The sequence below is a fragment of the Limnobacter sp. genome (assembly GCF_043511195.1).
Lineage (GTDB): Bacteria > Pseudomonadota > Gammaproteobacteria > Burkholderiales > Burkholderiaceae_B > Limnobacter.
In genome coordinates this window covers 2,212,327-2,225,677 of record NZ_CP121330.1, presented here as the reverse complement: position 1 = coordinate 2,225,677, position 13,351 = coordinate 2,212,327, and the positions used below count along the sequence as shown (strand labels likewise).

Genomic DNA, 13,351 nt, shown 5'->3' with positions numbered 1-13,351 from the left:
CCGCGAATTATCCTTTAAATTGTTGTACAGCCGATTCAATCAAGGCCTGCGCACCTTCTTGCAATAATCCTTCAATAACCCGGTTTGCAGCCGTTTCCCAGTCTTGCAAACTTGCCTGTGCGCTTTTTTCGATCACTTCCTTGCCATCCGGGCTGGCCACAAGTCCACGCAAGGTAAAGGTTTGGGCATCATTCAGTGTGGCATATCCGGCAATTGGCACCTGGCAACTTCCACCCAAGGCCTTTGACACAGAACGCTCTGCACTTACCAATGCGGTACACACCGGATCAATCAAGGGTTTGACCAACTCAGCCAGTTTCGAATCATCGGCCCGAATTTCCAAACCCAAGGCACCCTGACCCACCGCAGGCAGCATGTCGGATGAGTCGATTACATTGCGGATTCGTGAATGCAACCCCAAACGCTTGAGACCCGCCGCAGCCAGAACAATCGCCTGATATTGACCGGAATCCAGCTTGCCCAAGCGAGTATCGAGATTGCCACGCAACGGTTCGACCTTTAAATGTGGGTATCGCGCCAACACCTGAGCCTGCCTGCGCAAGCTAGAACTGCCCACTACGGCACCCGCCGGCAAATCAGCCAAGCTTGCGTAATCGTTTGAGACAAAGGCGTCGTGTGGGTCTTCGCGGGTCATGAATCCCAACAACTGGAACTCGGGATCTACATCCATGGGAATGTCTTTGCCCGAATGCACTGCCAAATCGGCTCGCCCCTCAAGCAAGGCATGCTCGAGCTCTTTGATAAACAGTCCTTTCCCGCCAATTTTTGCCAGTGAGCGGTCCAGTATTTGATCGCCCTTGGTGGTCATGCCAACAATTTCGACCCCGGAAACCCCGGGCAAGGCCAACAAAAGGTCTCGAACATGTTCAGCCTGCCACATGGCCAAGCGACTTTCCCTTGATGCAATTCTTATTTTCATTCAGTGTAGCGACACGATTTGCCGCGATTCAGTTGATAAATTTCGGTCAATTCCCTACGGCAAGGCCGTGAGAAGGCGTTCATGCCGAAAGTCTAGCACGGCAACCCTTTATAATTAGGCCCTGTTCCAAAGTGCATAAAGGATTCCCCATGTCGAACCAATGGTCCAAAAAACAGGAAGCATGGTCAGCCCGATTCAATGAGCCCATGTCTGAGCTGGTCAAACGCTACACCGCATCTGTGTTTTTTGACAAACGACTGGCTGAATTCGACATACAAGGCTCACTGGCCCATGCAACCATGCTGGCTGAATGCGGGGTTATTGCTGAGTCCGATCTAAAGTCCATTCAAAGCGGCATGTCTCAAATTCTGGATGAAATCAAGGCTGGCCAATTTAATTGGCAACTTGACCTTGAAGACGTGCACTTGAATATTGAACGCCGACTGACTGAACTGGTTGGAGATGCGGGCAAGCGACTACACACGGGCCGTTCGCGTAACGACCAAGTGGCCACCGACATTCGCCTGTTTCTGCGCCATGAAGTCGATCGCATTCAGGGTTTATTGAAGGCGCTCATTCAAGCACTGCTCACGGTGGCTGAACGCAATCACAACACCGTCATGCCTGGCTTTACCCACCTGCAAGTTGCTCAGCCCGTTACGTTTGGACACCACTTGCTGGCCTATGCGGAAATGTTTGAACGTGATCTGGAGCGCATGCAAGACTGTCGCAAAAGAATGAACCGGCTGCCCTTGGGCGCAGCTGCACTGGCTGGCACCACATTCCCCATCAATCGCAACCGCACGGCTGAGCTGCTGGAGTTTGACGCCCCGACCCGGAACAGTCTCGACTCAGTATCGGATCGCGACTTTGCCATCGAGTTCTGCTCAGCCAGCAGTATTTTGATGATGCATGTGTCGCGCCTGTCTGAAGAATTGATTATCTGGATGAGCCAACGTTATGCGTTCATCGATCTGCCCGATCGTTTCTGCACCGGCTCGTCCATCATGCCGCAAAAGAAAAACCCGGATGTGCCCGAGCTTGCACGCGGAAAAACAGGCCGTGTCTACGGTCACTTGATGGGGCTGCTGACCTTGATGAAAGGCCAGCCACTGGCCTACAACAAAGACAACCAGGAAGACAAAGAACCCTTGTTTGACACAGTGGACACCGTGGTCGACACCCTGACAATTTTTGCTGAAATGGTTGAAGGTATTCAGGTGAAAGCCGACAACATGCGCGCAGCAACACTGGAAGGGTATGCCACAGCAACTGACCTGGCCGACGCATTGGTAAAGCGGGGCATGCCATTTCGAGATGCACATGAGGCAGTGGCGCGTGCCGTGCGCTATTGCGACACCCAGCAATGCGGTCTGGAGGCCTTGACAGTGGTTCAGCTGCAAGAAGCACTGAAGCTCAATGAATTGGGCTATAGCGACGATTTGGTGAACACCGAACTGTGTGCGGTGCTTACTTTGGAAGGTTCGCTTCAGGCTCGCAACCACATTGGTGGAACCAATCCAGAGCAGGTTAAAGCGGCGGCTGCGGAAACCAGAAAACGCCTGGGTTTGTAACGTTGAATGGTTTACTGGTCATTTCACGCGGTATCGACCGGTTGAATACCCGGTTGGGGCTTGCTGTGGGCTGGTTGATATTGATCACCACTGTGGTGTCTGCCTACAACGCAGTGGTGCGCAAAGTCTTCGACACCAGCAGCAATGGTCTGCTTGAAATTCAGTGGTATTTGTTTGGAGCGGTTTTCCTTTTAGGAGCAGCCTACACCCTTCAACAGAATGCCCATGTACGTATCGATGTATTGTCGAATCGTTTCTCAGAATCGACGCGTGCCTGGATTGACATCATCGGGCATTTGTTTTTCACACTCCCGCTAATCGGATTCGTCGTCGTTTCTGGCTGGGACTTTGCCTATGAGTCGTTTCGAATCAATGAATATTCTGCCGATCCAGGCGGTTTGATTCGCTGGCCTGCCAAGGCATTAATCGTTCTGGGTTTCACACTGCTTGGTTTGCAGGTTTGTTCAGAAATCATTAAAAAAATCGCCGTGATCAAGGGACAAAGCAAACAATGCCCATGATCCCTGTTGATTGGTTGGCCCCGCTCATGTTTGCAGTTTTATTGCTATTCATGATCAGCGGCTTTCCCGTTGCATTCGCCTTGGCAGCAAACGGGCTTTTGTTTGGCTACATTGCCATAGAACAGGGGCTAATGAATGTAGCCCTGTTGCAAGCCCTGCCTGATCGAATATTCGGAATCATGAGCAACGATACATTGCTTGCCATTCCGTTTTTTACTTTCATGGGTTTGGTGCTTGAACGCAGCGGTATGGCAGAAGATCTTCTGGAAACCATCGGTCAGCTGTTTGGTCGGGTGCGCGGCGGCCTGGCCTATGCAGTGGTGTTGGTGGGTGCCTTGCTGGCAGCCACCACCGGCGTGGTGGCCGCCTCTGTGATATCCATGGGGCTAATTTCCTTGCCTGTCATGCTGAAGTATGGCTACAGCCAATCCGTGTCCACCGGGGTCATCGCGGCATCCGGTACTTTGGCGCAAATTCTTCCGCCCTCTTTGGTACTCATCGTCATGGCCGATCAACTGGGGGTTTCCGTAGGGGCAATGTACCAAGGGGCCTTGGTTCCCGCCCTGCTGCTTGTAATGCTTTACCTTGGCTATGTGTTTGTAATTACCCGTCTTCAAAAAAACGCACTGCCCGCTTTGCCGCCAGAGGCCTGCTACCTGAGCCAAGACAACTCGGGATTGCGCATACTCAAAGCCGTGGTATTTGTTCTGTTCCCTCCATTGGCTTTGATTTTTCTGGTGTTGGGTACCATTTTCCTTGGCATTGCCACCCCTACTGAAGGCGGCGCCATGGGTGCTGTCGGCGCGCTGTTGATTGCAGCCTCAAAAAAACGCCTGAACTTGGCATTGCTAAAACAAGCCATCGACTCTACAACCAAATTATCTTGCTTTGTCTTGTTTATCTTGATCGGCTCGACCGTATTTGGCCTGACATTCAGGGCCATTGAAGGCGACATTTGGGTGGAGCATTTAATGGGAGATTTGCCTGGTGGCGAGCTGGGCTTTCTGATTGCCGTTCAAATCCTGATTTTTGTGTTGGGTTTCTTTCTTGATTTTTTTGAAATCGCTTTTATCGTGATTCCATTGCTGGTGCCTGTGGCTGACAAACTTGGCATCGACCTGGTGTGGTTCGGAGTCATGATCGCAATGAATATGCAAACCTCTTTCCTGACACCACCTTTCGGCTTCTCCCTGTTTTACTTGAAATCAGTAACACCAAAAATCATCAAAACAGTTGAAATTTACAAGGGGTCATTGCCCTTCATCGCCTTGCAGTTGGTGATGGTCGTCCTTATTTTTGCGTATCCCCAACTGGTAAGCCAAGAAGAAAAAGTGAAGTACCAAGACACCCCGTTGCAGCTTAAGTTGCCTGCACAAAACTACGGGGGTGGAAACGATCCGGCAGATCAACAACCTTTTGTTCCAAGCTTCAGCGAATAGACTCAGGCTGACTTGTATCAAATTAGCCGGCTCTTTTAGAGCCCAACCCCACAACCTCAGCCTTGCTTGAAATTCGATCGGCGAGTTCAAGCACAAACACCGTGCCGCCCTCTTTGACATTGCACATCGACAAATTCCATTCCATTTCCTGACAAAGGCGTTTAACCACGTACAAACCTATGCCAGTTTTCGGAAGATCGCTACCGAAGGTAGAGTACCTGGCAGCCTGATGCTGCAATATGTCTTCTTGAAGACCTGGGCCTGAATCTGTCACGGTAAAACGGTGAATGCCACCATGGCGTCGATACGAAAAAGCCACGCCACCCTCAAGTGTATGTTCTACGGCGTTAAATACCAGATTCCCCATGACACGTTTCAATCGCCGCGCATCAGTGTGAATCAGGAACTCCTCAACATCCACCTCGAAGGTCAATCCTTTGGTTTCAGCCAACTGCCCCATCCAGCCCTCGAGCGACTTGCAAAGCTCGGTGCTCGAAATACTTTCAATCCGCTTTTCACGTTGCTCACCGAGCTCAAGCCTGGTGGCCTCCAACATGTTTTCGGCCAGGTCGTGAAGCCAACGCTGACAACTGGTCATTTGACGAATAACCTGATTGGAAGCCGTATGTTGATGATAAGTGTCCAGCGAAGGGTGCCCAACCAGCAAACCCAATGCGTGCAATGGCTGACGCATGTCGTGCTGCACACCCGCAAGCCAGCGCAAGCGGTCTTTCCACTCACTGAGTACACCATGCTTGGCATTGCGCCAACGGGCTTGCTGCGTTCGCCTGTTTTGAATGCGTTGTTTTGCAATGCTGTACCTGTGCTGCCTTTCGAGTAAAACTGCCAGCAAAGTAAATGGCGTAACCCAACACAACACCGCAAAACTAAGATGGTGCCAATTCAATGACAATACCCAACCACCGAAAGCGGACGCAAACACCAAAAACCAAAGTTTCTCGGTGGGCGGTACCCGAAACGCACGCCTGCAAGACACCTTGGCATTGAGCAAACAGCCGCTAATAAAAGCGATATACGCCAGTTGGGATTGAGCGCCTGTGTCCAGGCCCAACAACTGAAAAGACAAGGGCAACAAGCACAATGAAGCCAACAAACAAGCATCGTAGTGTTGTTGTACCCATGCGCTAAGCCGATTGATTTGTCTCATTGGGCGCGGCTTAATCGGAATAAACCTCATCGGTTTTCTGTTCCTGCCAAGCGCGATACAGCATGGCCGCTTCCAGTCGGTTTCTGGCATTCAAGCGCGCCAAAATACTGCGGACATGCGTTTTCACCGTTTCAGGCGACAGTCCCAAATTCTGGGCAATTTCATGATTGGATTCGCCCTTGGCGATTCGGTACAGCACAGACACTTGTCGCTCGGTAATTCGAGCCATTCTTTGTCCAATCGTAAATCCGCTGGCATGCTGCGTTTTTTGACTGATTTGATCAGTCCAGTTGTTTCGACGCAAACGCAATACCATGCTGTCGAGCACGCTCAGCACACGGTCTTGGGTAATGCCCTTCGATACGAATTCGGTTTCTGGATATTCATCAGCCATATCGCCGAGAATTTCCTCGTTCCCGGAGATCACCAGCGTGCGGCTGTAATCAAAAGTTTCAAGGGCTGTTTCCAGCACCTTCTCGGGAGTCATGTCGGGCAAACCCAAGTCGAGAAGCACAAGGTCAGGTTGCTCGAACCGGCTGTGTTCCAGCGCGGGCCCAATCCGGCTGAAAAGCTTGACTTCCAGGTCGGTGTAGCGCGAATTCATGATGTCGCGCAAGGCCATTGCAATGATTGGATGATCGTCAATAATAAATACGCGTAGCTGATTAGGAGTCGACATAAATTTGTCCCATACAAGTCAAGTGTCAGAAACTGTCGTTCAGAAGTGAATAGTGCCCTTGCCATTCATTACGACAGCCAAAAGAAGTGCGAACAACCCCGATAGGGGCGACACTGCGTTGGGTGACTTGCGCCAGGCTTTTGGTTCCATTAAACGAAAAAGAGCGGCCAGTCAGCCGCTCTTTATATCTGACCCCACTTGCGTAGGTCAAAAACTTACTTCGATCTGGGTATGTACGACGCCATGGAATTCTCTGCAACCCGAAACCAGTTGTTCTGGTCATTTCGGAAACGATTCCAGGAGGCAAAAATTTTCTTGAATTTCGGATTGTTGCTTGATTCGTCGGCATAAAGCTTTTCAGCTTCTTTGTAGGCCGCATCCAGAATGTCGCGCGGATAAATCCGAAGCTGGGCACCACCTTGAATCAAACGATTCAGTGCGGCTGGGTTTTTGGCGTCGTATTCGGCTGTCATCATCACGTTGACTTCAGCGGCCGCTACTTCGAATGCCGCCTGATAAGCTTTCGGCAAATTGTTCCAAGCATCCAGATTAATGTAAAAGCTCAAGGAAGGGCCTGGCTCCCAAAAGCCGGGGTAGTAGTAAAACTTGGCCACTTTCTGGAAGCCCAACTTTTCATCGTCATAAGGCCCCACCCACTCCGCTGCATCAATGGTGCCCTTCTCCAGAGCGGGATAAATGTCACCGCCTGCAATGGTCTGTGGTACGGCACCCAGCGCCGCCATGATCTTGCCGCCAAACCCGGGAATTCGAACTTTCAAACCTTTCAGGTCGTTCAGGCTTTTTACTTCCTTGCGCCACCAGCCGCCCATTTGCGTGCCGGTGTTACCCCCAGGAAAATTAACGATGTTGTAACCCTTCAGAAAGTCTCGGGTCATTTGCAAGCCACCACCATGATAAAGCCAGGCGTTTTGTTGGCGTGCGGTCAAGCCGAAGGGCAAGCCAGCCTCAAATGCGAATGTCGCGTCTTTGCCAACGTAGTAGTAACCCGCTGTGTGGCCGCACTCTACGGTGCCACGCTGTACCGCATCAAGCACCTGCAAACCCGGCACAATTTCACCCGCCGCGAATGGGCGAATGTCAAATTTGCCACCAGTCAATTCAGACACGCGTTTGGCCAACTGTGGGGAGGCACCCCACAAGGCATCAAGGCTTTTGGGGAAGCTGGATGTTAGTCTCCAGCGCACGCTTGGGCCATCTGCAGCCAATGCCGCTGTTCCTGAAGCGGCTGCGGTGGCGGCAGCAGCCCCCAAACCTGCCTTTTTGAGAAAGGAACGACGTTCCATTGCTTTGTCTCCTTTTTTCTTAATTCCCTGCAACGGTCATGGATTCAATCAAGATGCTGCCAACATGTTTGCTGCCGCGCCAATAGGCATCGTCACCCACAGCCACAATATTGGCCAACATGTCTTTCAAATTGCCGGCAATCGTAATTTCTTCAACCGGGTGAACAATAATGCCGTTCTCCACCCAATAACCAAATGCACCGCGAGAATAATCGCCAGTGACACCATTCACACCCTGCCCCATCATTTCGGTGACCAACAAACCGGTGCCCATGGTTTTAAGCAATGCATCAAGGCCACCCGAGACTGTTTTGGTGGAGCTGAGAATAAGGTTGTGAGTGCCGCCGGCATTGCCCGTGGTTTCCATGCCCAATTTGCGGGCCGAATAACTTGAAAGGAAATAACCATTACACGCACCTTTTTTGACCACGGTGCGCGCCTTCACTTTCACACCTTCTTCATCGAAAGGCGAGCTGCCATGTGCACCTTCAATGAACGGGTCTTCCTTGATCGTGATATGCGGCGCCCAAACCTGCTTGCCCAGTGAATTCAGCAAAAAGCTGGTTTTGCGATAAAGCGATGAGCCCGATACAGCGCCCACATAATGGCTCACCAAACTTGCCGCAATGGGTGCCTCAAAAATAACCGGACAGTTGCGCGTGGTAATGGGCTTTGAGCCCAGACGCGCCAAGGCGCGCTGTGCTGCATAGGCGCCAATTTTGGCAGGTTTGGCCAGGTCTTTGGCTTTGCGCTCGGAGGAATACCAGAAGTCGCGCTGCATGGGACTGTGTTTGGACTTCTTCGCTTGTGCAATTGGCGACACCGACAGTGAATGGCGTGAATAGGGATAACCGCCCTTGAAGCCCTTGCTGTTGGCCGCAAAAAAATGACCTGATTCACTGGAAACATTGGCGCCGTCGGAATTTCGAATCTGCTTGCTGACATCAAACGCCGCCTGCTCCATCGTTAAAGCCTTTTCAACCGCTTTGGCGGTGCTTAAGCTCCACGGATAGTACAAATCAAGGTCGCGATGACGCTTGGAAATATTCTCTTCATCAGGCAGGCCCGCGAATTTATCCGCTGCCGTGTACTTGGCAATGTCCAAGGCCGCGCGAATGGCAGAATCAATCGCTTCCAGAGAAAAATCGGACGAGGAGGCATTGCCCCGTTTCTTCCCCTTAAATACACTGACACCAAAGCTTTTGTCGCGCGTGTGCTCAATGGTTTCGATTTCACCCATGCGCACGCTGACCGATTGACCCACTGCTTCGCTGATATCCACCGCACAATCGGTGGCCCCCAGCGATTTGGCTTTTTTCAATGCGTATTCGGTTAATTCCTGAAATGTCTCGGATTTAAAGCTAAAGCCCATATTGCCCTGCGAAAAATGCTGCTAAAAATGGCTAATATACAGCCCATGGAACCAGAAAACGAAAAACAGGGCGAGTTTGAAGAATATGATCGCCCCAGCAAGTCATCGGTGAAGCGAGACATGCTGGCCCTGCAGGATTTGGGCAAAACCCTGTGCGAAATGCCCTACGACAAAGTCAAACGGGCACCGATCGGCGAACGCCTGCTTCTCGAGATCGCAGAATTTCACAAGTGCAAGTCATTTGGCGCCAAAAAACGTCAAATGCAATTCATCGGTAAGTTGATGCGCGATGAAGAGCATGAAGACATTCAAGCGTGGGTCAATGGCGAAACCGTGGAACAAAAACTCAAGGTGTTGCACCTGCACGCTGCAGAGCAATGGCGCGATCGCTTGATTGAAGACCCCAGCCTGCTGGCCACGTTCATCGAAAGCTACCCCGCCGCAGCCCGTGAAAACCTGAACCCGATCATTCGGCAAGCGGTGCAAGAACGCGCTGCGAAAAAAGCGCCGAGAAATTTCCGCCAGTTGTTTCAGATCATTTACCGTTTGATCGAAGAAAAAGCCGAGGAAGACGAAGCATGAGTGTTGACGCGGTAAAAATTGGGTTGGTGTCGGTGAGTGACCGTGCCTCGGCAGGGGTTTACCAAGACCAAGGCATCCCCAGCCTGAAAACCTGGTTGCAAAATGCCCTGCTCAATCCAATTGAGTTTGTTGAGGTACTTATTCCCGACGAACAAGCCGACATTGAAAATGCCTTGAAAAATCTGGCTGATGAGCACCGCTGCAATTTGATTTGCACCACGGGTGGCACAGGCCCTGCCAAACGCGACGTTACTCCGGAAGCGACCCTGGCAGTGGCGCACAAGGAAATGCCTGGCTTTGGCGAGCAAATGCGCCAGATCAGCCTGCACTTTGTACCCACAGCGATTTTGTCGAGGCAAGTAGCCGTAATTCGTGGTGAAAGTCTTATTTTGAATTTACCGGGCCAACCCAAGGCCATTGCTGAAACCCTGGAAGGTTTAAAAGACAAGGAAGGCAATAGCCTGGTGAAAGGCATTTTCGCGGCTGTTCCCTATTGCATCGATTTGATTGGTGGTCCGTACATGGAAACCAATGAAGCGGTAATCAAAGCATTTCGGCCCAAGTCGGCCCTACGAAAGCCTGCCGAAGGCTAATCCGCAGAAGGAAGTACACCGTGAACCTGGATTCAAACCCGAATATTGAATGTGTTGTTGTTGAAACTGGCCCGAAACCCACTGCTTGCGTGATTTGGCTGCATGGCTTGGGTGCAGATGGTTACGACTTCGTACCCATTGTCAAAGAACTTGAGCAAATGGGTTTGCCGAGCACACGATTTGTATTTCCACACGCGCCGAAAATTCCGGTGAGCATCAACGGTGGTTACGTAATGCGTGCATGGTACGACATTAAAAACGTTGACCTGCAACGCCAGGAAGATGAAGGTGGCATACGGCAAAGCCAGGCCACAGTAGAACGATTGATCAACGATCAAATCGCCCTGGGTTTTACGCCTGAAAAAATTGTACTGGCTGGTTTTTCTCAAGGTGGTGCAATTGCTTACCAGGTGGGTTTGCGCACGACACACAAATTGGCAGGATTGATCGCCTTGTCAACTTACCTGCCTTGCGAAAACACACTGGATTCTGAATTGAACCCAGACAGTTTGAGTATTCCTGTGTTGGCCGCTCATGGTGAACAAGACAACATTGTGTTGATCGAGCGCGGGGAAAAAGCCGTGAAACTGCTGCAAAGCAAAAACATGGACATTCAATGGCACACCTACCCCATGGCCCATTCTGTTTGCGGTGAAGAGGTGGTTGAAATAGCCAATTTCTTAAAGCGCGTGCTTTAATCTTTTACTGTATATATAAACAGCTTTTTTGGTTTATACTTGACCCCAGTAATAACCAAGCAGGTGTACCTATGCCAGCGCAAGCGCAACAACTGATTTCGATTATTGAACTGGAACGCGCAATCAACTATTGGCGCTCAAAATACCCGTCCTCAAGAGACACCATGACACTGTGTCCACAAGCAGCCTGTTTGGCTGAGCTGTATGCTCGCATGATCATTTTTCAAGCGCACGATATTTCGATCGCCGAATTTTCAGCAAAAGCCAAAAAAGCGCTTCGTGAAGCCGAACAGGCCTATGCAGGTCGACAAAATCAGGCCGCTTGAATTGCCGTGTAGCAATGCTAATTTGCACGGCTTATCAATAGGTACGCTGCGCTCCACAACTGACTTGAAACAGGTGCATTGCAAGGTCCTTTTAATTGACTGATTTGCCATCCATTGGCGCCAATCCGCCTTAACTCCAGCGTGCCACGTTGTGGGCTGTGGCCTTTAATTTGAAGATGAAAAATACAAATATCGCCAGCCATGCAGCGATCAATGTAGGACGGCACGCAATGGTGCATTTTTTTGGCTTCATTCAGCAGTGCATTCAACGAGTTCAATTCAATAAACTCAATGTTTTCACCCAAGCTGCCCATACCCAGAATTTCGGGCCAAAATACATTTTGTCGCCCAAAATCCAAATCCAGTTCGACCAAATGCCAATGCGCCTGACGAGCCATTAAAGTGTCATACGTCCAGTTTCTTGAAATGATGACTGGGCGTTTGGTAGCGCTGGCAGCGCTTCCGAGCAACCAATCCGCAATCAAGGGAAATTCTTCCTGCTCAAGTTCCCTTCGGTGCTCAAGCTTGAAATTACTCTCGCGTCGCTCCAAGGCCAACCTGACTCCGCGCAAAACATTCAAAGCGGCAACAGAACCCAAATTTTCGTGATTGCGCCTAAGCCAGGTACTTAGCCCACCAAAACCCATCAACGCGGCAGTTTGCTTGTCCACCCAGGAAATCGGAATTGAGCGGTCTAAAGCGGCATGAAAATTCACCCAGCTCAAGTGACTTAGCTGCCCCCAATTAACTCGCGCAATGTAGGCGGTTTTTTGATGCGTCAACCAACGCCAGGTTTGCTGGCTCATGCCTTGTGCCAACATTCGGTTCTTAACCAGTTGCCAGTTCGGTAAATTGCTCCACATGCCGCGGTCTTGAGCAAGCAAGGGTGCCAATGCCAGATTTTCACTTAACCTGTTCTGAAGCACGGTTTTAAATGCAGCCACCTGGCTTAAATCCAGCAAGGTGGTGTGTTTGGGTACGATGCGCAAGACGAGTTTAAGAACATGGCTGCCATAGCGTCTTCGAATTGCACTTGTCCAGGCTCGTTGAATGTCGTTCAGGCTGGCAGCAGCAAGCGGAAAACACAATTCAGAGTCCTGCAAATCACCTGGAATCTGAATACTCGGTGGGGCTTGCCAAACCGATCGCATCAAATCCGATTTCAAGTTCCATGCCGCCTCGTCCGTCAAAACAACCCGACAGGATTCAGCCAGTTTGGCACGTGCTCTCATGCCCCATTCAAAATAAAGTCCTGTTCTGGTGCTCACCAAACGCGCAGGCAGCCGCGGCGACTTAACTCGCGGTATGCTGATGGCTGTGTTCAATTCAAAATCTAACAAAGGGCGCATGATGGACAACAAGTCAGAAGAACCCGTCAACATAGAGATCTTACAGCAAGGCGAGATCTGGAAAATTTCCATCAATCGAGCAGAGGCTCGTAACTGCGTCGATCGATACACCGCTGATCAACTTGAAAAAGCGTTTCAATCATTTGAAACCAATGCGGTAGCACGCGTGGCTATTCTGACTGGCGAGGGTGGCAATTTTTGCGCAGGTGCAGACTTAAAAGCAGTTGCATCGGGTGATCCAAGCCGCGTAAACCGCATGGAAAGACATGGTGCTGGCCCCATGGGAATAAGCCGCATGGAATTGAGCAAACCCGTTATCGCCGCAGTGTCTGGCTACTGTGTGGCAGGTGGACTTGAATTGGCTGCGTGGTGTGATATGCGGGTTGCCGACAGCACTGCAGTATTTGGTGTGTTTTGTCGACGTTTCGGTGTGCCGTTGATTGATGGCGGCACCGTGCGTTTGCCTCGGTTAATCGGCCAAAGCCGTGCCATGGACATGATTTTGACTGGTCGCCCGGTCGATGCAGCCGAGGCCTTCTCGTGGGGCTTGGCCAACCGCTTTGAAAAAGAAAGAACCGCACTGGAAGGCGCCATTGAATTGGCCAGCCTGTTGAGCAAACATCCACAAACCTGCATGCGCAACGACAGGCAAAGCGTGCTGACTCAATGGGGATTCGGTGAACGTGAAGCGCTGGAGGAAGAGTTTGAATTCGGTTTGAATACCCTGACATCGGGCGAAACAGTTGAAGGCGCAACTGCCTTCAAGGAAGGCCTGGGTCGCCACGGCGAAACCGTTCAGTAAGAAA

At 50.9% G+C, this 13,351-nt stretch carries 14 protein-coding genes; 8 read left to right on the top strand and 6 right to left on the bottom strand.

Annotated features, from left to right (window positions below; genetic code table 11):
- Positions 1-7: 7 nt before the first annotated feature.
- Positions 8-940, bottom strand: a complete 933-nt coding sequence (gene hemC / locus P0D43_RS10585) for a hydroxymethylbilane synthase (RefSeq protein WP_159570166.1) — start codon at positions 938-940, stop codon at positions 8-10.
- A gap of 149 nt (positions 941-1,089) precedes the next feature.
- Between hemC and argH the strand changes: the two genes are divergently transcribed.
- The 3 genes from argH to P0D43_RS10570 are packed head-to-tail and all read left to right on the top strand — an operon-like array spanning position 1,090 to position 4,474.
- Positions 1,090-2,514 carry an argininosuccinate lyase gene (gene argH, locus P0D43_RS10580; protein WP_341236384.1) on the top strand — a complete coding sequence of 475 codons (1,425 nt, stop codon included), beginning with the start codon at positions 1,090-1,092 and terminating at the stop codon, positions 2,512-2,514.
- 2 nt (positions 2,515-2,516) lie between these two features.
- The gene (locus P0D43_RS10575; RefSeq protein WP_159570160.1) at positions 2,517-3,035 is read left to right on the top strand and encodes a TRAP transporter small permease subunit; all 519 of its coding nucleotides are present in this window, start codon (positions 2,517-2,519) and stop codon (positions 3,033-3,035) included.
- A complete protein-coding gene (locus tag P0D43_RS10570; RefSeq protein WP_159570157.1) occupies positions 3,026-4,474 on the top strand; it encodes a TRAP transporter large permease subunit in 1,449 nt (482 codons plus the stop codon). Before P0D43_RS10575 ends, P0D43_RS10570 begins: the two co-directional genes overlap by 10 nt.
- A 22-nt stretch (positions 4,475-4,496) precedes the next feature.
- On the opposite strand, the gene P0D43_RS10565 is transcribed toward P0D43_RS10570, so the two are convergent.
- The 4 genes from P0D43_RS10565 to pmbA form a co-directional block, all read right to left on the bottom strand.
- Positions 4,497-5,642, bottom strand: coding sequence for a sensor histidine kinase (locus P0D43_RS10565; RefSeq protein WP_394672388.1), 1,146 nt, complete (start codon positions 5,640-5,642; stop codon positions 4,497-4,499).
- Between the two features lie 10 nt (positions 5,643-5,652).
- Entirely contained in the window at positions 5,653-6,321 is a 669-nt protein-coding gene (locus tag P0D43_RS10560; RefSeq protein WP_341236387.1) for a response regulator transcription factor, read from the bottom strand.
- A 215-nt stretch (positions 6,322-6,536) separates the two neighbouring features.
- Complete coding sequence (locus P0D43_RS10555; protein ID WP_394672387.1) at positions 6,537-7,625, bottom strand: TRAP transporter substrate-binding protein; 1,089 nt, start codon at positions 7,623-7,625, stop codon at positions 6,537-6,539.
- A gap of 19 nt (positions 7,626-7,644) precedes the next feature.
- Positions 7,645-8,997, bottom strand: a complete 1,353-nt coding sequence (pmbA, locus tag P0D43_RS10550; protein WP_394672386.1) for a metalloprotease PmbA — start codon at positions 8,995-8,997, stop codon at positions 7,645-7,647.
- Positions 8,998-9,024: 27 nt separating this feature from the next.
- On the opposite strand from pmbA, the gene yjgA reads away from it, so the two are divergent.
- The 4 genes from yjgA to P0D43_RS10530 all read left to right on the top strand — a co-directional run bounded on the left by yjgA (position 9,025) and on the right by P0D43_RS10530 (position 11,196).
- Positions 9,025-9,579: a ribosome biogenesis factor YjgA gene (gene yjgA / locus P0D43_RS10545; protein ID WP_159570145.1), complete on the top strand. Its 555-nt coding sequence runs from the start codon at positions 9,025-9,027 to the stop codon at positions 9,577-9,579.
- Positions 9,576-10,172 carry a molybdopterin adenylyltransferase gene (gene mog / locus P0D43_RS10540; RefSeq protein WP_394672385.1) on the top strand — a complete coding sequence of 199 codons (597 nt, stop codon included), beginning with the start codon at positions 9,576-9,578 and terminating at the stop codon, positions 10,170-10,172. Before yjgA ends, mog begins: the two co-directional genes overlap by 4 nt.
- A 26-nt stretch (positions 10,173-10,198) precedes the next feature.
- A complete protein-coding gene (locus P0D43_RS10535) occupies positions 10,199-10,870 on the top strand; it encodes an alpha/beta hydrolase (protein ID WP_371717245.1) in 672 nt (223 codons plus the stop codon).
- 71 nt (positions 10,871-10,941) lie between these two features.
- Positions 10,942-11,196, top strand: coding sequence for a DUF3717 domain-containing protein (locus P0D43_RS10530; protein ID WP_159570141.1), 255 nt, complete (start codon positions 10,942-10,944; stop codon positions 11,194-11,196).
- A gap of 17 nt (positions 11,197-11,213) precedes the next feature.
- Here the strand turns inward: P0D43_RS10530 and P0D43_RS10525 are convergent, their stop codons facing one another.
- The gene (locus P0D43_RS10525) at positions 11,214-12,428 is read right to left on the bottom strand and encodes a PcfJ domain-containing protein (protein WP_394672384.1); all 1,215 of its coding nucleotides are present in this window, start codon (positions 12,426-12,428) and stop codon (positions 11,214-11,216) included.
- Positions 12,429-12,543: 115 nt separating this feature from the next.
- On the opposite strand from P0D43_RS10525, the gene P0D43_RS10520 reads away from it, so the two are divergent.
- Complete coding sequence (locus P0D43_RS10520; protein WP_159571755.1) at positions 12,544-13,347, top strand: crotonase/enoyl-CoA hydratase family protein; 804 nt, start codon at positions 12,544-12,546, stop codon at positions 13,345-13,347.
- Positions 13,348-13,351 lie beyond the last annotated feature (4 nt).

Coding starts and splice junctions, on each gene's coding strand:
- hemC (WP_159570166.1), bottom strand. CDS start 940: ATGAAAATAAGAATTGCATCAAGGGAAAGTCGCTTGGCCATGTGGCAG.
- argH (WP_341236384.1), top strand. CDS start 1,090: ATGTCGAACCAATGGTCCAAAAAACAGGAAGCATGGTCAGCCCGATTC.
- P0D43_RS10570 (WP_159570157.1), top strand. CDS start 3,026: ATGCCCATGATCCCTGTTGATTGGTTGGCCCCGCTCATGTTTGCAGTT.
- P0D43_RS10565 (WP_394672388.1), bottom strand. CDS start 5,642: ATGAGACAAATCAATCGGCTTAGCGCATGGGTACAACAACACTACGAT.
- P0D43_RS10560 (WP_341236387.1), bottom strand. CDS start 6,321: ATGTCGACTCCTAATCAGCTACGCGTATTTATTATTGACGATCATCCA.
- P0D43_RS10555 (WP_394672387.1), bottom strand. CDS start 7,625: ATGGAACGTCGTTCCTTTCTCAAAAAGGCAGGTTTGGGGGCTGCTGCC.
- pmbA (WP_394672386.1), bottom strand. CDS start 8,997: ATGGGCTTTAGCTTTAAATCCGAGACATTTCAGGAATTAACCGAATAC.
- yjgA (WP_159570145.1), top strand. CDS start 9,025: ATGGCTAATATACAGCCCATGGAACCAGAAAACGAAAAACAGGGCGAG.
- mog (WP_394672385.1), top strand. CDS start 9,576: ATGAGTGTTGACGCGGTAAAAATTGGGTTGGTGTCGGTGAGTGACCGT.
- P0D43_RS10530 (WP_159570141.1), top strand. CDS start 10,942: ATGCCAGCGCAAGCGCAACAACTGATTTCGATTATTGAACTGGAACGC.
- P0D43_RS10525 (WP_394672384.1), bottom strand. CDS start 12,428: ATGAGAGCACGTGCCAAACTGGCTGAATCCTGTCGGGTTGTTTTGACG.
- P0D43_RS10520 (WP_159571755.1), top strand. CDS start 12,544: ATGATGGACAACAAGTCAGAAGAACCCGTCAACATAGAGATCTTACAG.